This window comes from Eubacterium ruminantium (genome assembly GCF_900167085.1).
GTDB classification, from domain to species: domain Bacteria; phylum Bacillota; class Clostridia; order Lachnospirales; family Lachnospiraceae; genus Eubacterium_Q; species Eubacterium_Q ruminantium.
The window spans coordinates 58,133-80,113 of record NZ_FUXA01000013.1; the positions used below are offsets into that span (position 1 = coordinate 58,133).

The window sequence follows — 21,981 nt, forward strand, 5'->3', positions numbered from 1 at the left end:
ATCCTCAACCAATTAATGAAAATTCATCTGAACATCATTTCTCTTATATTCCTCTGCAACGAATAATTCTTTTGATGTAGCTCCGATAGCTCCGGCAATTATTGAAGCAGGAAACATAACGATTCTTGTGTTATATGCATTAACATTTGCATTGTAAAGACGTCTGGCTGCCTGAAGATGCTCTTCACAATCAGCTATTGAAACCATAAGCATCTTGTATGTCTCACTTGAAAGAAGCTGTGGATAAGCTTCTGCTGTAAGTCTAAACTGATTTGATGCGTTGTTCATCATTTCAAGAGCCTGCTGCTTTTCCTGAATAGACATTCCTGAACGAAGTCTGATAGTTTCATAAAGAACTCTTGCTTCGTGTGAAGTATATTCCTTTACAACCTCAAGCTGCTTTGTAAGTACGTCATATCTCTTTGTAAGAGCTATATCAATTCCTGAAGAAGCTTCATCACATTTAAGAGATAGTCTCCTTATTCCATTCATTGTTGAAACGTACCAAACGATTATCGAAAAGATAACCACTCCAACAATAATTAAAACAATTCCTAATGCTCCCATATGTAGTCCTTTCCTCTGCCTCTCTCGCAGAAATAAAATTTAATATGTACTTCATGTATTGTATTGTATATAAATCAGCACATATTTACAACCAATATGAGTAACCTTTTTCGTCAACTTACGGTTGCAAAACACATTTTTTGTAAACTCAAATTGAAAATCTTATTTTTTCTTTTTGAACTGTGCAACGAATCTCGGGAATTCTTTCTCCTGGTAAGGAAGAAGTTTTTCTGCAAGATTTGCCATAAGATAACCCTTCATACCGTTCTTAAGCTTAAAGTCAATTTTCTGAACCTTTTTATTGAGGAAACTGTAATTGCTAACTTCAAGTGATGCGAACTCATCATATTTAACAAATACAAATCTCTCTATCTGTGGTTCAAGCTTTTCAGGAGATGCCTTGAGCATTACCTTTGGAACCTTAAGAGGAATAAACCCTAAACCATATTCTGTCTGGTTGATCAAAAATGCATCGCTGCTTCTGAAAATATTTGTGGAAGCTGATTCTGCCATAGCTCCGATCATTCCTCCAACCGCACCGCCTAACATACCTGCAGTAGAAGAAGTCTTTGCAAAGTTTTTATAAGCTAAAAAAATGCAATTCTGACTTGCAATACAATTAACTGATTTAAAAAGATTCCACGCTTTTTCATAAGTACTAAACTGTTCCATGATATTTCTCCTTTTATATATATAAATATATTCAACTCATAAGCTCTATATTACTAAAAAGGATAACTACAATCTACCAACGAAAGCTAACTTTTTCGTCAACTTATAGTTGCACCTACAAAAATCACGCTAATTTATCAACATTTCAGCAGTTCAATCCTTATGCACATATCTTTTGAAACCTCATCTTTTCCAACGGATCCATCAGCTCTTCCAAGAGATTCGTCAGTTCTTCCAAGAGATTCGTCAGCTCTTCCAAGAGATTCGTCAGCTCTCTCATTCGATTCATCAATTCTTTCACCGGATCCGTCAGCTCTTCTATTCAACCCATCGATTCTTCCAATTGCTCCATCGGATTTATCACCTGAACTGTCAACTATCTCTGCATAAATCTCTCCGTCCATTTTATGCAAAAGTTTTCTGCAAATGTATAAGCCAAGGCCGCTGCCTTCACGGGTTCCTGTATTGGTTCCTCTGTAAAAGCTTTCGAATATATTTCCGATCTCTGACTTTTTCAACATACATCCGGTATTCCTTATCGCAACCTCCACGGAATACTCTTCCTCGGAAACAGCAATATCTATCTTATTTTTATCTCCGTATTTGATTGCATTTTCTATTACATTTTGGAATACTTCCACAAGTCTGTCTTTGTCGCCTCTGATAAGAGTATTTTTGTAATTGCCGATATTAAAATCAATGCCTTCAAGCTTCATTTTGTCATGATAATAATCATCAATTTCATGGAACAGATCTCTAAGATAGATTTCGGTATTTTCAACTTCAAATTCAATAATGTCTTCATTTGAGGCAGCAACTATCCTCTTCATATATCCTTCTATCTCGGAAACTTTTTCGCCTATTGCATCTGCGGATGATATAACTTTATCTTCTTTATAAACGCCCTTACTGATTGCTTTTGCATAAAGGCTGATTGCATTTAACGGGGTCTTGATATCATGTGAAAGCGACATCAGAAGGACTTTTTTATCTCTCTCATTCCTAAGATTCTCCGCCTTAGTTTTTTCATATTTTTCACGAAGCATATTCATGCCCCAGTTAAACTTACCAAGACTTTTGTCAGTATGGATTTTCAGCGGTTTTGTAAGATTTCCTTTTGCTATTTCAACCGGAAGATCTTCAATCCTTCTAAATGGCATAACATATTTTCTGTCAATCATGAGAATAATTCCGGCCATGATAATTCCGGTAAAAATAATGAGTAGATCAACCATAATGATTATTTTTTTAATATTATCCCGTCTGACATTTATAGTTCTTTCGATATAGACAATTTTATAAATATAATCGTCAGTGAAATAATAAATGCATTTTTCTCCGTTACTGAAATCAAGATCTTCATTTAAACTATTATCTATGGATTTACTGTCTTTTGATTCGACGCGTAATATATATCTGAAAGCCACGCTTTCATCCACAGATGAAAGCGTCGACAGATTCTCTGCCGCCGCGTTATATTTCATCTCATATTCATTTATCAGCTGCTCTACTCTGTTTAATTCTACGATATAAGAATCATCTTCCGCCGGAAACATTTTCTTTATTATAAATATATTCATTCCGACAATGATGACCATCATTAAGATAAAGCATGTTACCAGCTTTTTTACATTCATAAGTCCGCCCCTATTCGAACCTGTAGCCTACTCCCCATACCGTCTTTATGTGAAGAGGATTCTTCGGATCTGTTTCAAGTTTTTCTCTAAGCCACTTTATATGAACCGTAAGTGTCTGTGCTTCACTTTCACTGTCCATTCCCCAGACATGATTGAACAGTGCATTTTTATCAAGAGTCTTGCCTCTGTTTTCCATCATATATAAAAGTAGTGAAAATTCTGTTTTATTGACCGGAACTTCCTTCTGATCCACAAATACTTTACGTTTCACTTTATCAAGCTTTATATTACCGATAGTTATGTCATCAGATCCGTATCTTCTTTTCATAATGCCCGCTACCTTAGCAAGCAAAATATCTATATCATACGGTTTCTCGATATAATCATCAGCACCCAGGATAAGGCCGTTCATTTTATCATCCTTCGTTCCTTTTGCGCTGACTATCAGTATGGGAACGTCGCTATTTTCTCTTATCCTGCGGCAAACTTCAAAACCGTCAACACCCGGAAGCATTATATCAAGAATAACTACTTTAGCCCCGTCCTCTTCAAATATAGACAGAGCCTCTTCTCCGGATAAAGCATGATAAACATCATAACCTTCCACCGTAAAGAAATCCTGAAGCAAAATACCTATTTCTTCATTGTCTTCAACTATAAGAATGTCAGCCATCTTTGCCTCCCTCTTTAAAGTATCTTTATATCTTCTTCCATAAGACTTTTGCTGCAAGTAATCGATTTACGATTACCAACCCATTTCAACAAGCCAGTTATTGACTGTTTTTTCTCTTTTCTTCATCTCAGCTTCGGTAATATCGCCCTTTGGAGATTCCACCTTTCCGAGCTCCAATTCTCCTTTAATATTACCATCAACTATATATAAAATTCTACTGCATTTTGCTGCACTTTTCATATCATGAGTTACCATCATTATGGTCATTCCTTCGCTGTTCAGCTTAATCATCATCCTCATAACTTCTTCGGAAGAATTTCTGTTGAGAGCCCCTGTAGGTTCATCCGCAAAAAGGATTCCCGGGTTATTGATAAGACTTCTGCAAATGCATGCTCTCTGAAGCTGACCACCTGATATTTCAGTAATATCATTATCCGCTATTTCGGATATTTCCATCTTTCTCATCAATTCCTTTGCGCGCTCATCTACTATTTTTCTATTCTTTTTACCACCGGCTTCATATCCCGGAAGTATTATATTGTCATATACTGTAAGATTCTTCAGCATATTCATCTGCTGAAATATAAATCCCATTTTAACAAGACGGTAGTCGGCAAGATTCTTCTCTGACATATCTGCTATCTCTTCATTATCGAACTTAACACTACCCGCTGTTGCTCTGTCCATTCCGGAAACAGAGTAAAGAAGTGTTGATTTGCCGGATCCTGATGGTCCCATTATTGCAACCATTTCACCATCATCTATATTAAACGAAACATTTTTAAGTACATTTATCTGTCTTTTATTTACTTCATATGTCTTGCATAAATCTTTAACTTTAAGTGCTGCCATATCATTTCCTCCTTTGGTTTGTTACTTATATACCGATCTAATATTTTTAATGCTTCTTATTTTCCACCCGTAAAAAAATTTACAGCCGTGGTGTTTAATTATATTTTTCAATCTACAGTCATCACGTTATTTTATATTTTAATCCGCAGCCGTCGCATTTATTTGATACTGCTATATTATTTAGCAGCCGTCGCATTTATTTGGTACTGCTATATTATTTAGCAGCCGTCGCATTTATTTGATACTGCTATATATTATTTAGCAGCCGTCACATTTATTTGATACTGCTATATATTATTTAACGACGGCTTTGGGATTTACAATGGATATTTAATCCACATTCATATTTCGTATATCAACTTTTCGTACTCTTCTGCTGGCCATCATGCAGGCTATGATGCATGAGACCACGAGAGCAATAGGATAAATGATATATATCTCCCAAGGATTAATAACAAATTTAATGCTGTATGCGCCCATCATTTTAAAGAGCTGTCCGCTTGTTATCCTTGTGAAGAAACCTGAACTTAAAATCCCTATAATGGTTCCGATTATAATAACCATCGCCATCCTCTTGGTCTGCCATACTACAAGCTTTTTGTTGTTAATACCTACAGATTTAAGTGTTGCGATTTCTGATTCCTCTCTTATAAGAAATGTTCTCTGCATAAGGACTATGACCATTACACTGATGAAAATAACAATAACTATTACCATTATCTTATATGCAGCGAGCTTTTCAATAACGCCTCCGATCTGATCTCTTACAAAGCCTTTTATTGATTTAACTTCCGTATTATATGGAAGTTCTTTTTTCAAAATATCACGGACTTCATCTATACTGACATCTCCTTCAAGATTCATCTGATAGCCAAATGCTGACGAGTAAAAATCCATTGAAATGTCTTCATCTTCATGAAATCTTATGCCTTCTCCCATATTACTGAAAGACTGGAAAATGCCTGTAATGATATATGGTTTTTCTTCAACTCCCGTATAAATATAAACTGTATCACCGATCTTTGCGTCCAGCTTGTCAGCAATCATTCTCGTTATAGCCACTTCATTTTTATACTTTGGAGCCGTCCCCTTCAAATAAGTATATTCATCCGTATGGGTGTTGATCCCCTGAAATGACATGGAATTATATAACTTTTCGCCTTTTCTGATATTCAGTCTGTAAATGATCTCCATGAAGGATCTTTCGACCTTGATGCCATTTTTGGAAAGAGCATCCTCGACTTTTTTCATTCCTTCCATGACAAAGTCTTTATTCTTATAATATGCAAGATTCAAGAAATACTCATTATCACTGACAATAATGTCCGAATTCTGAATCGCAAATACAGGAACTATCCTGTCCGAATCAAGTGTGTTGATAGTATTGGTCGGCATTATGATAAGCCAGATTCCTACTATTGTTGTAAATATAGGAATTATAAATTTTCTAAGACCTTTCAGGATATCATTTAGAGCGAGAAATGAAGTAACGCTGCTCTTCTTATTTCTAAGCCTGAGAAATCCTTTTTTGACGCCTTTATTATTATCGAAACCTTTTCTGATTGCATCCAGTGGTTTCATTTTCTTTACTTTTTTTGTGCTTCTGAATGCTGAAAATATAATGATCAAAAGCATTAAAACTGTTGTTGCCAGCATGATCAGAATATTCGTATTTTTATTTTTTATAACAATATTCTGCATGATGCTTTTTAATAAAGCATTGCTTACATAGATACTGAGAACAAATCCAAATATTGCTCCGACGAATGAAAGCAGTGCATATTTTGATATATAGAGACTTCTTATCCTTCTGTCCTTGATACCTATGGCCTTCATGATGCCTATCTCTTTACCGGCTTCATTTATAGTAAATATTATTGTAAATCTGAGAATGAATACTGAAATTATTACCAGCAAAAGACTTATAAGAAGAAGCAGCACTCCAACAATCATATCCATTATATAAGTTGTCTTTATCAAACCCCTATCAGCTGAAAATACATATGCTACCGATGATTTGTTTAAGTCAGCCGTGAGTTTGTCAACATCATTTGTTTTTACTCCTATTATTCCTGCATATGCTGCGCCCTCGGAATCAAGGATTTCTTTGAGGTCTTTTTCACTGATCACAAATCTGTAATTTCCCATCATATCAGAACCGAATACAGCATCTTTAAGTCCGCCCTTAACAATGAATTCCTTTCTGAATCCCTTGTTATTTTTATAAACGATCTTATCCCCGATATTTATCTTATCAGATTCTACAATAGCTTTATAATTTACATATACATATCCGTCTTCAACTTCAGTTATCTTCTTATCATCCATATCGAATAATACCGACTGTTTAATATCCGGAGTATTAAAGAGACATGCAACATTTTTAATATCAATACTATTTCCGTCTACCGTCTCAAAATTATCTGCGGAAGCATATACTCCCATATCAAAGGAAAATGACTCAATAACACCTTTTTCTTTTTCCTTTTCCAGGAATTCGATTCCTCTTTTGTCAACGTCAGATATTTCAGCTTTCATCTGCCCGATTGAAAAGATCAAATAGTCAGGAAGTTCTGCCGCTTTGACAAAATCATCTATTCCCTTCACAGATACAATAAGATAATTAACACTGCTGGAAATAAAAAGTGTTGCCATAAATACAAATATTACAATTATTATATTTATGCTCTTTTTCTTTTTCAGATCTTTCTTTAGCACTTTAAAATTCATAATCCTATCCTCGCTTTATCTTTTTTGATAAATATTCATCTTGGATATACTATAAAATACCAATTGTTAAAAAAACATTAAAAACCCCTTTCACCGTTTTTTTTATCGGTAAAAGGGGTAATAAATATCATTTATCCATCAAAATGGTTTTGATTTATTTTTTGATACGCTGTCTTAATACTTCATATGAAACTACAGATGCTGAGATTGCAGCATTAAGCGATTCCACCTTACCCATCATAGGGATTCTTATCATATCATCAGCTTCTCTTCCTGCTTCAGGCGAAAGTCCGTTTCCTTCATTTCCTATAAGAAATGCCGATGGCGCTGTGAAATCCTTATTATAAAATTCCGCACCGTCAAGATGCATGGCATATACTTTGATACCATTCTTCTTGATGGCTGCTATATCATGAATTATTTCATCCGAAATATAAATCTTCACTCTGAAGATAGCGCCCATGGTAGATCTGATAACTTTCGGATTATATATATCCGCCGAGTCACCGCTGACAACAATTCCCGTAACACCGGTTGCTTCAGCCGACCTAATGATTGTTCCGAGATTACCCGGATCCTGAAGTCTTTCCAGGACAAGAATAAATGGCTTTGGGACCTTCTCCCCTTTTTCCTCAGCCTTCTTATCTCTGATTATATCCTCCAAGGAATAATGTTTCATTTTTACAGAGGCAATGATTCCCTGGGGTGTCTCGGTATCGCACATTTTATTCATGCAGCTTTCCGAAACTTCTTCACAGATATCTTTATACATATCCAGAAGAACCTCAAACTTTTCGCGATATCTTTCAAATGCTCTCTCTGTATAATAGATACTGTTAATACGTCCCTTAGGGATTTCCTTAACCATCCTCATGCCTTCGACTATATATAAGCCGTTTTCTCTTCGAAATGAGGCACTTTTTCTAAGCTTCTCCATGAATTTGATCTTGTCATTTGAAATAGATGTAATCATTTTTTCTTAATATCCCTCGCTATAACCCTGTCAATACCATATTCCAATTTAAGTGCATCTACAACTCCACTCGATGGATCAACTTTGATTCCAAGCCTCTTCATACTTTTCTCTTCTCTAAGCTGAACATTGACATTTGCAAAACCTTTATAGTCCATAAGAAGCTGATTTAGACTTTGCTCATTTTCCTTATAATCATCAAGGTTTTCAAAAAGTACCCATACTTCCTTCGACCTCTGAAGCTGTTCTTTGCCAAGTTCATCAAGATTCTTAATCTCCGAGGCAATAAGCTTTCCTTCCTCTTCAGTTATCTGTGCCCGTCCTTTGATTATAACTTTACTTCCTGAATAAATGAGTCTTCTGTATGTCTCAAAAACCCTTGGAAACACAATAACTTCAACGGTTCCGAGAGTATCCAAAAGTGTAAGAAAAGCCATGTTTTCATTGTTTTTGGTTATCTTTGTTGTCACAGAATCAACAATACCGCATAGATAGTAATCATGATTATCCATCACACCGGTCTGCCCCGTCTCTTCATCCATAAAGAAATCCAGACTGACTGCAGTTTTGCTTTTATCTATGACATCTTTATATTCATCAAGCGGATGACCGCTGACGTATATTCCGAGTATTTCTTTCTCTCCGGAAAGCATCTCTTCTTTAGAGAATTCAGGTATATCAGGATAACTGACTCCAAATGCAGAATCAAAACCACTGTCTGATTCCTCACCGCCTGCGCCAGAGTCAGCTCCTCCAAGGAAATCCATAAGATTCATCTGGCCTGTAATGCGGCTCTTCATTTCTCTTGAAGCATTTTCCATAAGTCCCGAATAAACCGCCATCATCTGACTTCTTTTAACATTAAATCCATCAAATGCACCTGCTCTTATGAAATTCTCGACAGATTTTTTATTTACATCTTTTCCTGTCATTCTCTCTATAAAATCTTTCAGATCTTTAAAGAGACCATTTTCAGCTCTTTCTCTAAGGATAGAATTTACAACACCTATTCCTATTGATTTGATTGCTGAAAGTCCGTATCTTACTGCATTATCAGATACCGAGAAATCCCCTTCTCCCTTATTCACATCAGGTGGAAGAAGTTTGATATTTCCTTTTCTGCATGCATCTATATAAGTAGCAAGTTTCTTTGTATTATCTTTAACGGAAGTCATGAGAGCTGCCATGAAATCATAAGGATAGTAGCATTTAAGATATGCTGTCTGATATGCAACAACCGCATAAGCCGCTGCATGAGACTTATTAAATGCATACTTTGCAAAGTCCGTCATTTCATCAAATATCTTATTGGCAATTTCCTCCGAAATGCCATTATTGATACATCCCGGAACACCCATCTCTTCATTTCCGAAGATAAAATATTCCCTTTCCTTCATCATGACATCAGCTTTTTTCTTGGACATGGCTCTTCGCACAAGATCCGAACGTCCAAGAGAATAACCGGCAAGCTCCATAACGATCTGCATAACCTGCTCCTGATAAACTATACAGCCATATGTCGGGCTGAGTATCTTCTCCAATGCAGGATGATCGTATTTGATATTTTCAGGATGCTGTTTTCCTGAGATATACTGAGGAATAAAATCCATAGGACCCGGTCGGTAAAGTGAAATGCCGGCTATTATATCTTCCATGGAATGAGGCTTAAGCTCTTTCATGAAATTCCTCATACCTGAAGACTCGAGCTGGAATACACCTTCGCATTTGCCTGCTGAAATAAGGTCATAAACCTTACTGTCGTCCTGAGGTATATTATCTATATCTATCTTTTTACCGGTTCTTCTTTCTATACTTCTTAAAGTATCTCTGATAACCGTCAAAGTTCTAAGTCCCAAAAAGTCCATTTTTAGGAGACCAAGTTCTTCAATGGTTGTCATATTATACTGAGTTGTTACAGCATCTCCGTTTTTACAGAGAGGAACAAATTCTTCTATAGGTTCACGGCCGATCACCACTCCCGCCGCATGCATTGAAGCGTGTCTCGGAAGACCTTCAAGTTTTCTGGCAATCTCAACCATGAATTTAACATCTTCATTTGTATCATAAAATTTCTTAAAATCCGGACTGCTGTGAAGTGCCTTATCAATATTCATACCTATTTCCATAGGAATGGATTTGGCAACACTGTCACACAGATTATAAGGAAGATCAAGCACACGTCCTATATCTCTTATACAGTTACGTGCAGCAAGCGTACCGAAAGTAACTATCTGCACAACCTTCTCAGGGCCGTATTTACGGGATACATAATTGATAACTTCCTGACGTCTCTCGTAACAGAAATCAATATCTATATCGGGCATGGTTACACGTTCCGGATTAAGGAAACGCTCAAAAATAAGACTATACTTGATAGGATCTATATTGGTTATCTTAAGGCAATACGAAACAATAGAACCCGCTGCCGAACCTCTTCCCGGTCCAACCGAAATTCCATTTTCCTTCGCATAGTTGATGAAATCCCAAACAATAAGGAAATAGTCAACATAGCCCATATTATTGATAACATTTAATTCGTATTTTAATCGCTCTTTCAGTTCGTCGGTAACAGGAGAATACCTCTCCTTAATACCGTCCATACAAAGTTTTTCAAGATATGTAAATGCAGTATATCCTTCCGGAACATCGTATTTCGGAATCTTCTGCTCACCGAACACAATCTCAACATTACATCTTTCAGCGATCTTATGTGTATTCTCAAGCGCTTCAGCTGCATATTTGAATTTTTCATACATTTCCTCAGGAGATTTCAGATAAAACTGTCCTTCGGAATAACGCATTCTGTCAGGATCAGACATCTTCTTACCTGTCTGGATACAAAGAAGGATATCATGTGCCTTCCAGTCTTCTTTGTAAATATAATGAGAATCATTTGTACATATAAGCGGAAGATCCAGTTCCTTGGACATTCTCATCAGTCCTGCATTTACAATCTGATCCTCTTCCATATCATGATCCTGAAGTTCCAAGAAGAAATTACCTTTCCCGAAAATCTCCACATAAGAAAGCGCAGCTTCCTTAGCTTTATCATAAAAACCTTTTCTCAGATAAAATGCCACTTCACCCTGAAGACAGGCCGAAGTACAAATGATGCCTTCATGAAACTCTTTCAGGACTTCCTTATCCACACGAGGTTTATAATAATATCCTTCCGTGAAACCTCTTGTGACTATCTTGGAAAGATTACTATATCCCTGATTGGTCTCGGCCAGAAGTATCAAATGATAATATCTTTCATCTTCACTTCCGACTTCTCTGTCAAATCTTGAATTTGGCGCAACATAAACTTCACAGCCGATAATAGGTTTTATCCCCTGCTTCTTACATTCTTTATAAAAGTCTATTGCGCCATACATGACTCCATGATCTGTTATCGCAAGAGAATCCATTCCAAGTTCCTTAGCTCTTTTAACAAGCTCAGGAATATTAGCTGATCCATCCAACAGACTGTATCCGGTATGAACATGTAAATGTGTAAAATTCATATCAATTATCCTGTCGTTATCATTTTCATGAATATAGTATTCTGTCACTTATTTTTGTTGCTGCATTTTTTACAACAAATTCCGCCGCAGCACTTCACACGTTTTTTATAGGCTTTCACCCATCTTGCCGCATATCTAAAGGTATAATCCTCACCTTTATCCACAAGCATATTAAGCAATAATTCCAGTTTCTTTCTTGCATACGGATGCAGAACATATCTGTCACGACCTCTTAAATAATAATCCCTCGGCGACGCATCAGTATATTTGTCGCCTTGATAAATCTTACTGGCCGCAACTCTGTCACAAAACATTTCAATTATATAATTATCAGGCATCCTCATGCCCTGTAAGCCTTTATCACTTTTGTTATTATCATAATCAATCCAGTATTCCAGATGATGTTTATTTCTACCTTTATGATGAAGCCAGGCCGATGTATAACCCTTCTCTTCTCTTTCTGCATCATTCGGACTTCTGTCTCCCTGGAAATATTTGACTCCTTGTGAAAATTCAGTCCATGAATATTTAGAAAGATCGTGGAGAAGTCCCTGTTTATAAAGTCCGCACCTGAAACAGTTTTTTCTGACTTCTTCTCTGTGTCGATTTATTGTCGATAAGTGGTTCTTGAAATTAGATGCATATTTTTTTATCTTAGTCTTATTCATACTTCACCTTTTTATTTTCCGTTATTATAGAATCATACGAAAAAAAAATTATTTTATCAGGATATATTTCTTCCTCAAAAAAGATAAATCACTACAAGCATTTTAACACTAAAACAAACTTTGTAAAACCATAAATCTACCCGTAGTCCATTATTCAGTCTTTAAATATTCATCATAGAATTTCTGCGGAATAGATAATACAAGGTTATACTCTTCGAGGGAATCCCCTGCCACGCCAAGTCTTATCACAAGATAATGAGATTTTTCATACAATTCACCCGGAGTAATTTCTGTATGAATATCCATTTCAAGATATATACTATTGCCATCCACTCTGTAATTTACACCTTTACAAGGCATAAAATAATAATCGGAATAATATGCTTTAGCGCATATTCCTTCTGTATTTGTCATTGGATAAAAGAACTCTTTACGATCATACTGTTCTATCCAGTTATGATTATTTTTATATCTTCCTTCAAGCCCTGATAACACCTTTGTTAAATCTGTACCCTTTTTGAACTTCAAAGTAAATCCCACTCTGATATTTCCCGAAATATCAGATACATTTGTATCTGTAACTTTATCAACTGGCGCTTCCGAAATATACGAACCGACAAAACTCAGATTATTAAGTTCAACATCTGCATTGCAATCAGCTTTTTCAGTTAAAATATTGTAAGCAATACCCTCATCTATAGCATTACAGTGAAATACTTTTTCTTTCATGATGTATTTTGACCATTTCTCAAATATATCATTATCAAGACCTTCTTCATCTGCTAATGCTGCTTCATTATTATAAACATAAGAAGGACGTCCCGGATCTTCTAATATTTCACCCTCAAGAATCTCTCCGGTTTTCACATCAAAAACTATAGGTTCAGTTAAATTACGGTATATAGGCTCTTCAACCTGACTTTGAGCAACAATATAATCGTCACCATGCTGTACATAAGTTTCCTCCTCCAATACTACAGCTATCTTTTTCATTTCAGGATCCCAGTTCTGTAAAAATCCGTTTTGCATCTTAAACAGTCCATCTCCCAATGAAAACATAACAATTCTGCCACTTTCATCGAAATAATCCCTGGTGTTGTCGGCAACATTATCCCCTCCGTAATAACGCAGATACTCATCAGATAAAGATCTTTCATAAATCAAATAGGAATTGCCACGATCATCCCATGCACGAAGATTAATATTACTTGAGAAGCCGCAGGTATTATCTTTCCTCATTTCCGGACTTGGATAATCATACTGACAAATGTTCGAATTTGCTCTTCCATAGAATCTTATGCCATTTGTTCCCACATGATACCGGTTAATATCAACCCAGGCTCTCATACCATATAATTCTTTCTCAGCATAAAGATTGATTGGCATCTTTTCCGTCCTTTTATTACCACTCCTTTCAAGTTCGTCTAAAATATCCGCTTTTACTAAGAGTTTTTTATTCACCGGATCACCGAATACCAGAACTATCTCAATATTATTTGATTTTTCCTTTTTAGTCGCTTTATCAAGATCCTCTTTTACACGCTTTGCTTCTACAGATTCTTTGTCAACAGCCACCTCAATTCCAGGATACTCATTATCATCAATTTTTTTCACTGCACCATCGTTCGGAGAAGCCATCCCCGGTAGCTTATTATCCGGTTTAATTGACCAATTTATCTTTCCGTCAACATTATAAATTGATAATTTCAGGTCGAGTTTACCATCTTCTATTTTATAATCTATACCCTCAATGATAAATGAATTTGTTTGTTCTCTATCTATACTTGCGGAAGCATAAATACCTTTAATCTCATTAAATTTCGGCTCACCAAATTCAGTAAAGCATTCCGATTCAGAATCATATACTACCTTGTAATATTCATCCGGATGGAACGCCCAACGCTTTGATGATGTTGTGTAATTATATTTCATGCTTTCCATATACTCTTTGATATTTTTATCAAGCTTTTCAAGGTCTACATCGTTATCAAATTTCACTTCCAGATCAACAATCAGTTCATCGGCATCATATTCCATATTTTTTATAATAATGCTGTCATTGCTTTCAGATTGCTTAGCTTCATCTTTTACATTTACATTTTTACTTCTATTACCTTTACTTCTCCTAAGCCCCCCTGTAAGCAACACGATCAGACAGCCGCCTATAGCACAAAAAGCAATCATCAACAAAGCGGCCTTACTTATGACCATACGATTCTTCTTAGTTTCTTTACCCTGCTTATCCGAATCCTTGCCGGCGTTCTTATTAACCGCTTCATCCTGCTCGACCAAAACCTCGCCGATGTTCTTATCAGCTGCTTCATCCCGGTTGTCCAAATCCTCGCTGATGTTCTTATCAGCTGCTTCATCCCGGTTGTCCAAATCCTTGCCGGCGTTCTTATTAACTACTTTATTTTGTTCTTCCGGTTCTGTGCCGATATTCTTCATATTATGTATATTATCGTCCATTACTTATTCTCCTTATTATTCCGAAAAAGTATTATCTTTAGAACATTTTCACCAATATAAAATCTCATACTTTTTAAATATTTTAATATATCAGCCAGGATGTGTATCTATTTATTCCCTTAATATTTCATTAAGTCATTTTCATAATAAAAAACCTCTTTATCGTCATAAACGATAAAGAGGTCAAATATCTTAATTTACTTCTGAACAGAGAAGAATCCGATTTTAAGAAGATCCTCACCAACTGCTCCTGTATCAAAATCTTCCCATGTTGTTCCGATTATATCCTTCTCATCATCAACAGGGATTGAATTCTTCCACTCTTTAAGATTCTTATTGTAATCGGAAGAAACAGCATTATCAGAAAGACATGTAATATATTCCTTCTTTAACTCCTCATCATTATCATTAGTCATTACGTAGAAGAAATAACCTACTTCATTTTCTGAAATATCTGTAACATCGCCATTCTTTAAATGATCAAATGTATCTGTTCCGCCATTCTGTAAACCGAAACCTTCATATGAAGAACAAGCATCCGAATATTTATCAACGCCATACTTATTTACAACCTGAAGATAATTAGCTCCATCAATGATTTCCTGACGAGCCTTCTCGGCCTGCTCCTTCATATTTACCTTATCTGCATCTGAAAGAGTTGCAAACTCACCCTTTGCATTAACCTTAGGCTGATTCTTTTCATCAACTTCTACAATCGGAAATACAATTGTATATAACTTGTAGAATCTCTTATCATTATATTCCTTTGAAACTTCTTCAGCCTTAGCTTTGACCATCTCATCTTTCTTAGCGAGTTTGTACTTTTCAACCTTCATCTGTCTTTCAAACTCTGCTATAACAGTATCATTTGAGACACCGTACTTTTTAAGTACATCATGGCCTGAGCTAATAAATGCTTCCGCATACTGTCTTGCCTGATTCAGATCATCAGTTGAAACCTCAAAATTTTCCTCTGTAAGAACTTTATAAATGCTCCATGCTTCTCTTATATTCGAAACAGTCTGACGCTTAGTCATCTCTTTTAATGTTGGAATAGCATCTTCAGTAACCTGATATGAGTTATATGCCATGATGAGATATATCATCATTGTATCAAAATGTATAACTTCATCGCCGACTTTCATTACCTCTAATGCATGAGCCTGTTCCTCTGTATATATAGGTGTAAGATCAATCTTCTCCTCAGTTGTTGTTGCTTCTGAAGGTGTAGCTGTTGATGCTGTATTTTCTGTGTTATTATTATCTTTCTTCTTACCGCATGCAGCAAGTGATGACATACCAAGTGCAAGAATCATCATACCCGCAGCAAACTTTTTAAAACCTCTGGTCATTTGGTTCCTCCATGTAAATCTTATTAATACTTCTATAACTCCGAAGTATCCTGTAAGCAACGCCTCACGTACTCACAAACTATTAACCATTATAATAAAATCACTATCAAAAATAAACATCTTTTTTGTGAATTAAGAATGTTCAAAAAGAAAAAGTCCTAAGACAATGTCTTAAGACTTTTTTACTTACTATCATTATCGGGATTTTCAAGCCTATCGAAAATCTTCCACATAACAATACTCTTAGAATATGTAAAAATAGAATATAAAATTGTAGCCCACAAAATACATGTATAAAGAAACATTCTCGGGTTAACATAATATATCAATAGTGGAAGTAAAATATGTAATAATATAACAAGCCACTCTTTTACATTCGTTATGGAAATGATAAATGCATTTTTAAAATAATTAAATGTTGTATTTGTGTATCTTGCCACAAGTGGAAAAACAAGTGGTACTACCATCGAAACGATCATCATTTCAAAAGCAAGAATGATAAGTAAGAATGATGCCGTCTGATTCTTAAAACTCACAACATAAGCATATTGCAAATAAATAGCAGCACCTACAACCATAATAACAAGCCACACAAATGTTGCCGGTTTAAAATTCCTTTTAAATGCTTTAAAGAAGTCTCTTCTGGCAACGCCTTCCTGATTCTTAACCATCTTAATAAGGACTGTATATAGTGCTGTCACCGATGCTCCAATGGTCACTATAGGGATACAACAAATAAAAAATAAAATATTCAGTATAAAAAAATCACCGAATTTATCCATAGCAATAAAGAACTTTTGCCCTGCTGTAAGATTAACCGGTTCCGGATTTTCCGTCTGTCCTGTCACCTGGGATTTTTTCACATCTGATACTGCCCTTGAATCTTCAACATTTTTACTCTTTGTTGATACAGAATTTGATGATTTCTTAGAATTCTTTTTAATCTCTGTTTTAGCCATAAATAAAATCCATATCTAATTTATAATACTGCCGACAGATATAAAACCTGTCGGCAGTTAATAATCATCCAACCATAACTGATCGAATCAATATAATCTGTAAAATATGCTTTTAATAGCATACATTTTAGACCCATTAACCCTTTACAGCACCTACTGTCATTCCTGACACGATGTTCTTAGCAAGGAAGACATATACGAAGATTACAGGGAAGATTGAAAAAGCAATCATCATATAAACCTGTCCCATATCAAACTTCAGGAAGTCTGCAGAACGAAGTGTAGCAATAAGTATAGGTAATGTCTTCTTCTTGTCTTCCTTAAGGATAAGGGCCGGAGTGAAGTAGTTATTCCAGCTTCCGACAAATGAGAAGATCATCTGAACAGCTATAGCAGGTTTCATAAGTGGTAATGCAATACCATTAAATATTCTAACTTCTCCCGAACCATCGATTCTTGCTGCTTCAAGAAGTTCCATAGGAAGCGAACTTTCCATGTACTGCTTAATGTAGAAGAATGTAACCGGTGCTGCAATCGCCGGAACAATGAGTGGGATAAATGAGTTCATCAACTTCATATTTCTTACAAGCTTGAGGAATCCAAGAGCAGTAACCTGTGTTGGAATCATCATGATTGCAAGGATAATTGTAAACATAACTTTCTTAAGCTTAAAATCATATGCATGAATCGCGAAAGCTGTCATTGTTGAGAAATATACGCAAAGGATAGAAGATCCTGCTGAAATAAATAAACTGTTGATAAGGCCTCTTGTAACCGGCAATGGGCTATGCATGAGGTTATTCCAGTTTTTAAAGAAATAATTGCTAGGAATCAACGTGAATCCTTTACCGAACTCACCATTTGCCTTTGTAGCATTAATAAACAGTATATAAAACCAGAAAAGGCAAAGAAGAGAGACAAATGTCAGTACGATATATGCAAGTGTTCTTCTTGCACGTACATTAAGACCTTTAGATCTTACATCATCATCAAGCTTAATATCTTCAACCTTAAGGTCTGTTGATTTTGGATTTTTATTTCCATCCATTAAACTCTTCTCCTCCTTCCTAATCTTTCTTTGTATTGAACCTAAATACGATCATACTCAGTACACCGGTAATCAGGAACATTACAACCGAAATTGCACCACCGATACCGTAGTTCTTACTGAAGAGGTTCTTATTTAAGTACATAATAAGTGTCATAGTTGTTCTTGCGGGACCACCTGATCCATTTGTAAATATCTGTGGAACATCAAACATCTGAAGACCACCGATAAGAGATGTGATCATAACATAGATAAGGATAGGTCTGAGAAGAGGAAGTGTAATCTTGAAGAACACCTGTGAAGATGTTGCTCCGTCAACTTCGGCCGCCTCATAAAGTGAAGTATCAATACCAAGCATACCGGCAAGAAGGAGTATAGTTGTATTACCAAACCACATAAGGAAGTTGATAAATGCTATAATGCCTCGCGTCCATCCGGTATTAGCCATAAAGTCGTACGACTCTTTTATGAGTCCCAATCCCTTTGCCATACCATTGATAGGTCCTGTAAGTGCAAATAACGAGAAGAAAAGCATTGCGAATGCAGATGCCATAATAAGGTTTGGCATATAGATAACTGACTGGAAGAAGGCTCTTCCCTTGATCTTTAAACTTGGATCAGCAAACCAATATGCCAAAAGAATAGCGACTAAAATCTGTGGAATGAAACCAAGAACCCACATGATCATGGTATTTTTGAAGTATACCATTATGTCGCCTTTAGTAAAGATAGTCTTGAAATTTTCAAAACCAATGTATTTTGGTCCAACTTCCTTTATACCACCCATAGCGAAGTAGTGTTCAAAGAAGCTGTTATATATCGTTGTAACGAGTGGAACTAACTGAAATATGATGAATACCACAACAAAAGGTATCAGAAAGATATATCCCCAACGATTATACTTAACGATATTTTTGCTTTTTGAGTTCATCCGGCCACCTCCGATACATAATCTTTAAAAAATCATTGCGTGCCTTTTGGGCTATATAACCCGCATAGACACGCAATGATAATTATCACCTATGCGATAAAATTATTGATTAGTGTGAAAGCTCTGGATGCTTCTCCTCAACAGCCTTATAGAAAGCTTCGATAGCTTCATCATAAGTTCTGTTTCCGTTGAAGTAATCTGTCATAGCTGTCTGGAACTCTTCGTTACATGACTGATCGTATGGTGAAAGGTTTGAAAGGTCAATCTTTTCAGCACCTTCGCAGAACATACCAAGTGGATTCTGTCCACCGAATACTGGGAATCCGAATGAATCATCCTTAGCTGCTGCTTCCATAACTGGCTTGTTGTTAACGAAATCGCTATCAGCCTTAACGATATTTGTCATGATTTCTTCATTTGTTGTAAGCTGTCTCATGATGTCAGCGATGATAATTGGGTTATCTGTTCCAGGAACAGCTGCGATCCATGTACCACCCCAGAAGAATCCCTGAGGACCTGTTGTAGCGCCCCAACCACCGTTAGTAGCGATTGCGCCTTCTTCACCGGCACTCATACAGAAGTTAATAAGCCAAGCTGGTCCAAAGTAACAGAATACGTTACCTGGCTCTTCCCAGAAGCCCTTCTTCCAGTCCTCTGACCAAAGAGTAGCTGCTGTTGTCTCACCAGCATCGAACTGCTTCTTAGACATTTCTGCCCACTTAGCAATGTTAGGATCGATAACGATCTTGTCATCCTGTACCCACTTACCAGATACGTTGTTTGAGAATGTACGATATGAATCAACTGCTGCTGAAGACATCATATATCCAGCTTCCTTAAGCTCTGAAGCTGTTGCATTATATGTATCCCAATCCTTAACCTTTTCCTGAACTGTTGCAGGATCATCACTTCCGAATACTTCTTTAGCGATCTTTCTATTGTAGATAAGAACACCTGGACATGCCTGCCATGAAAGACCCTTAAGGTTTCCATTAGCATCTCTCATCATATCCTGAGTATACTTATACTGATTACTTATTTCTGCTTCTGTAATTCCAAGATCAGCAACGTTCATTGTGTAATCACTCTGAACATATTTAAGAGCATAATCTGCTTCCATAAGGAACATATCAGGCTTTTCATCAGCTGATGCATTTTCCATGTTAAGGAAAGTCTCATCAAGGTTGTTCTGGTAAGCATTGTTATCAGATGGAACCTGTGTAAACTTAACTGTAACATCACCGATTGTTCCGCCACCAAGAGGGTTCTTAGCGTCTGCGCACATATATCCTGGATAATGATCTCTTAAACGGCTTGCAAACTCATCATTCCAGCAGTAAATGTTAAGAACTTTACCTTCTGAAGATGTATCAAGTGTTGTCTGTGTTCCTGTAGGCTGTGGTGCCTCTGTTGTTGCTGGTGCTTCTGTTCCTGCCTCTGTAGAAGCTGGTGCCTCTGTTGCAGGTGCCTCTGTTGCTGGTGCTGCTGTTGTTTTCTCCTCTTCCTTTTCTTTGCCACATGCTGCAAGTGACATACCCATAGCAAGTGCGAGTGAAAGAGCAAGTGCTTTCTTAGTCTTTTTCACAAGAAAAACCTCCTTTAAATATTGTTCTTAAATAAGTTGTCATTATAAAAGTTCAAATCTCTTATAATCAGTAACCCTAGATTACTAACGCCAATTGAATAAAACTTATTCAAATGACAATCCCTGAACATCAATGCAAGTCTGATTATATGACATATTAGACAATTTAGCAAGTGTTTTTTTTATTTTAGGGGTATTTTTTAGTCATTTTTACTATACCGTAGTACACCAACATCAATATAACACAATAACCACCTTGTTTTTACATCTTTTTTTGTGCATATTTGAAATTAGCCCTAAACCACTTGCCTTTCATTGTAAATAATGTTTAAATTATAGTCGAAACACATATTATTTCTTTAGTGAGGATATACAAAAGATGAGAGAGATGTTAGATGAATTCAAAGAAAAGCCAAAGGTTTCGGAGGAGGCTGAAGACAGACTTGAAACTGCGCTTTTAACCAAAAAAGAAAGGCGTGCGAAAAACAAGGCCAAGTTCAAAGAAAGGCTCGCCGAGATGTCTGGAATGGAGAAATTCAAATATCTTGTTGAATACTATAAATGGTACCTGATAATCACAGCAGGTTTACTTCTTTTCCTGGGATCACTTTCATATGTAATTTACAAAAATACAAGGCCGCTTATAATTTCAGCGGCAATACTTAATCCTGTTGATCCTACTGAGGTAAATGACAAACCATTTTTCGATTTTGCTGAAGCAAATGGTATCAAAAAGGGCCATCAGCTGGTATCGGATATCTACTCTCAGGTTACCATCGAAGAGCAGGTTAACCGACACAGTGACAGCACGTCTCATGCAAATGCGTTAACAATGCAGAGCACGGATGATTATTATGACATTATAATCACGGATCAGCGCGGAATGGAGTATATCACTCTTCTATGCGTCATATATACTCTTGATTCGACTCTTGATGAGGACAATTACAACAGCCTCAGGGATCGATTTTATTATTCATCAGATTACACTGAGCCATCTATAGCTACAAAGGCTCTTGATTCAACGACTACTGATGCTCTGAGAAAGCTCGGACCGCAGAATATACCTGTTGGTATCGACATTTCCGATACCGCTTTTGCAAAGGGGTTGAATGTGGGATATGAGAAGATTTATCTTTGTGTTGCGGGTGGAAAGAGTGAGAATCGCAAGAGGGTGAATATGCTTCTTAAGTATATCTTTAAGTAAGTGTTCATGAGGATAAAATAAGTACTGGATTTAATGGGCCTCAAGCAAAATGTTCCTTCAATCGTTAATGTAATACTTCTTTCGGGAACATTTTGCTTGAAGCTTTTTCATTCCTAGAGACAAATATATATCTAATGGATTATGTTATGCTT

General features: G+C 36.4%; 16 protein-coding genes. 1 reads left to right on the top strand and 15 read right to left on the bottom strand.

The window, feature by feature from the left end; all coding sequences use genetic code 11:
* Positions 1–12 precede the first annotated feature (12 nt).
* From B5D25_RS10325 to B5D25_RS10395, 15 genes are all read right to left on the bottom strand, one after another.
* Positions 13–567, bottom strand: coding sequence for a LemA family protein (locus tag B5D25_RS10325; RefSeq protein WP_078787889.1), 555 nt, complete (start codon positions 565–567; stop codon positions 13–15).
* A 162-nt stretch (positions 568–729) separates the two neighbouring features.
* Complete coding sequence (locus tag B5D25_RS10330) at positions 730–1,239, bottom strand: hypothetical protein (protein WP_078787890.1); 510 nt, start codon at positions 1,237–1,239, stop codon at positions 730–732.
* A 137-nt stretch (positions 1,240–1,376) separates the two neighbouring features.
* Positions 1,377–2,876, bottom strand: a complete 1,500-nt coding sequence (locus tag B5D25_RS10335) for a HAMP domain-containing sensor histidine kinase (protein WP_078787891.1) — start codon at positions 2,874–2,876, stop codon at positions 1,377–1,379.
* Between the two features lie 10 nt (positions 2,877–2,886).
* Positions 2,887–3,549, bottom strand: a complete 663-nt coding sequence (locus B5D25_RS10340; RefSeq protein WP_078787892.1) for a response regulator transcription factor — start codon at positions 3,547–3,549, stop codon at positions 2,887–2,889.
* Positions 3,550–3,621: 72 nt separating this feature from the next.
* A complete protein-coding gene (locus B5D25_RS10345) occupies positions 3,622–4,401 on the bottom strand; it encodes an ABC transporter ATP-binding protein (protein ID WP_078787893.1) in 780 nt (259 codons plus the stop codon).
* A gap of 330 nt (positions 4,402–4,731) precedes the next feature.
* Positions 4,732–7,131, bottom strand: a complete 2,400-nt coding sequence (locus tag B5D25_RS10350; RefSeq protein WP_078787894.1) for an ABC transporter permease — start codon at positions 7,129–7,131, stop codon at positions 4,732–4,734.
* Positions 7,132–7,285: 154 nt separating this feature from the next.
* Positions 7,286–8,104, bottom strand: coding sequence for a TrmH family RNA methyltransferase (locus B5D25_RS10355; protein ID WP_078787895.1), 819 nt, complete (start codon positions 8,102–8,104; stop codon positions 7,286–7,288).
* The gene (locus tag B5D25_RS10360; RefSeq protein WP_078787903.1) at positions 8,101–11,610 is read right to left on the bottom strand and encodes a DNA polymerase III subunit alpha; all 3,510 of its coding nucleotides are present in this window, start codon (positions 11,608–11,610) and stop codon (positions 8,101–8,103) included. The genes B5D25_RS10355 and B5D25_RS10360 overlap by 4 nt, the downstream gene beginning before the upstream one ends.
* 44 nt (positions 11,611–11,654) lie before the next feature.
* On the bottom strand, positions 11,655–12,278 hold the full coding sequence (locus B5D25_RS10365; protein ID WP_078787896.1) for a DUF5662 family protein: 624 nt from the start codon (positions 12,276–12,278) through the stop codon (positions 11,655–11,657).
* 150 nt (positions 12,279–12,428) lie between these two features.
* Positions 12,429–14,747: a hypothetical protein gene (locus B5D25_RS10370; RefSeq protein ID WP_078787897.1), complete on the bottom strand. Its 2,319-nt coding sequence runs from the start codon at positions 14,745–14,747 to the stop codon at positions 12,429–12,431.
* A 197-nt stretch (positions 14,748–14,944) separates the two neighbouring features.
* Positions 14,945–16,099 (bottom strand): hypothetical protein, encoded by a 1,155-nt coding sequence (locus B5D25_RS10375; RefSeq protein ID WP_078787898.1) that lies wholly within the window; start codon positions 16,097–16,099, stop codon positions 14,945–14,947.
* Between the two features lie 182 nt (positions 16,100–16,281).
* Positions 16,282–17,058 (bottom strand): YesL family protein, encoded by a 777-nt coding sequence (locus B5D25_RS10380; protein WP_078787899.1) that lies wholly within the window; start codon positions 17,056–17,058, stop codon positions 16,282–16,284.
* Positions 17,059–17,194: 136 nt separating this feature from the next.
* On the bottom strand, positions 17,195–18,106 hold the full coding sequence (locus tag B5D25_RS10385; RefSeq protein ID WP_078787900.1) for a carbohydrate ABC transporter permease: 912 nt from the start codon (positions 18,104–18,106) through the stop codon (positions 17,195–17,197).
* 19 nt (positions 18,107–18,125) lie between these two features.
* On the bottom strand, positions 18,126–19,037 hold the full coding sequence (locus B5D25_RS10390; RefSeq protein WP_078787901.1) for a carbohydrate ABC transporter permease: 912 nt from the start codon (positions 19,035–19,037) through the stop codon (positions 18,126–18,128).
* A gap of 109 nt (positions 19,038–19,146) precedes the next feature.
* A complete protein-coding gene (locus B5D25_RS10395; RefSeq protein ID WP_242870238.1) occupies positions 19,147–20,622 on the bottom strand; it encodes an ABC transporter substrate-binding protein in 1,476 nt (491 codons plus the stop codon).
* A gap of 379 nt (positions 20,623–21,001) precedes the next feature.
* Between B5D25_RS10395 and B5D25_RS10400 the strand changes: the two genes are divergently transcribed.
* The gene (locus tag B5D25_RS10400; protein ID WP_078787902.1) at positions 21,002–21,829 is read left to right on the top strand and encodes a hypothetical protein; all 828 of its coding nucleotides are present in this window, start codon (positions 21,002–21,004) and stop codon (positions 21,827–21,829) included.
* Positions 21,830–21,981 lie beyond the last annotated feature (152 nt).

Excerpts from the sequence above, each read along its gene's own strand:
- B5D25_RS10390 (WP_078787901.1), bottom strand. The coding sequence starts at position 19,037 with ATGAACTCAAAAAGCAAAAATATCGTTAAGTATAATCGTTGGGGATAT.
- B5D25_RS10360 (WP_078787903.1), bottom strand. The coding sequence starts at position 11,610 with ATGAATTTTACACATTTACATGTTCATACCGGATACAGTCTGTTGGAT.
- B5D25_RS10355 (WP_078787895.1), bottom strand. The coding sequence starts at position 8,104 with ATGATTACATCTATTTCAAATGACAAGATCAAATTCATGGAGAAGCTT.
- B5D25_RS10340 (WP_078787892.1), bottom strand. The coding sequence starts at position 3,549 with ATGGCTGACATTCTTATAGTTGAAGACAATGAAGAAATAGGTATTTTG.
- B5D25_RS10345 (WP_078787893.1), bottom strand. The coding sequence starts at position 4,401 with ATGGCAGCACTTAAAGTTAAAGATTTATGCAAGACATATGAAGTAAAT.
- B5D25_RS10370 (WP_078787897.1), bottom strand. The coding sequence starts at position 14,747 with ATGGACGATAATATACATAATATGAAGAATATCGGCACAGAACCGGAA.
- B5D25_RS10350 (WP_078787894.1), bottom strand. The coding sequence starts at position 7,131 with ATGAATTTTAAAGTGCTAAAGAAAGATCTGAAAAAGAAAAAGAGCATA.
- B5D25_RS10375 (WP_078787898.1), bottom strand. The coding sequence starts at position 16,099 with ATGACCAGAGGTTTTAAAAAGTTTGCTGCGGGTATGATGATTCTTGCA.
- B5D25_RS10400 (WP_078787902.1), top strand. The coding sequence starts at position 21,002 with ATGAGAGAGATGTTAGATGAATTCAAAGAAAAGCCAAAGGTTTCGGAG.
- B5D25_RS10365 (WP_078787896.1), bottom strand. The coding sequence starts at position 12,278 with ATGAATAAGACTAAGATAAAAAAATATGCATCTAATTTCAAGAACCAC.
- B5D25_RS10335 (WP_078787891.1), bottom strand. The coding sequence starts at position 2,876 with ATGAATGTAAAAAAGCTGGTAACATGCTTTATCTTAATGATGGTCATC.
- B5D25_RS10385 (WP_078787900.1), bottom strand. The coding sequence starts at position 18,106 with ATGGATGGAAATAAAAATCCAAAATCAACAGACCTTAAGGTTGAAGAT.
- B5D25_RS10325 (WP_078787889.1), bottom strand. The coding sequence starts at position 567 with ATGGGAGCATTAGGAATTGTTTTAATTATTGTTGGAGTGGTTATCTTT.
- B5D25_RS10380 (WP_078787899.1), bottom strand. The coding sequence starts at position 17,058 with ATGGCTAAAACAGAGATTAAAAAGAATTCTAAGAAATCATCAAATTCT.
- B5D25_RS10330 (WP_078787890.1), bottom strand. The coding sequence starts at position 1,239 with ATGGAACAGTTTAGTACTTATGAAAAAGCGTGGAATCTTTTTAAATCA.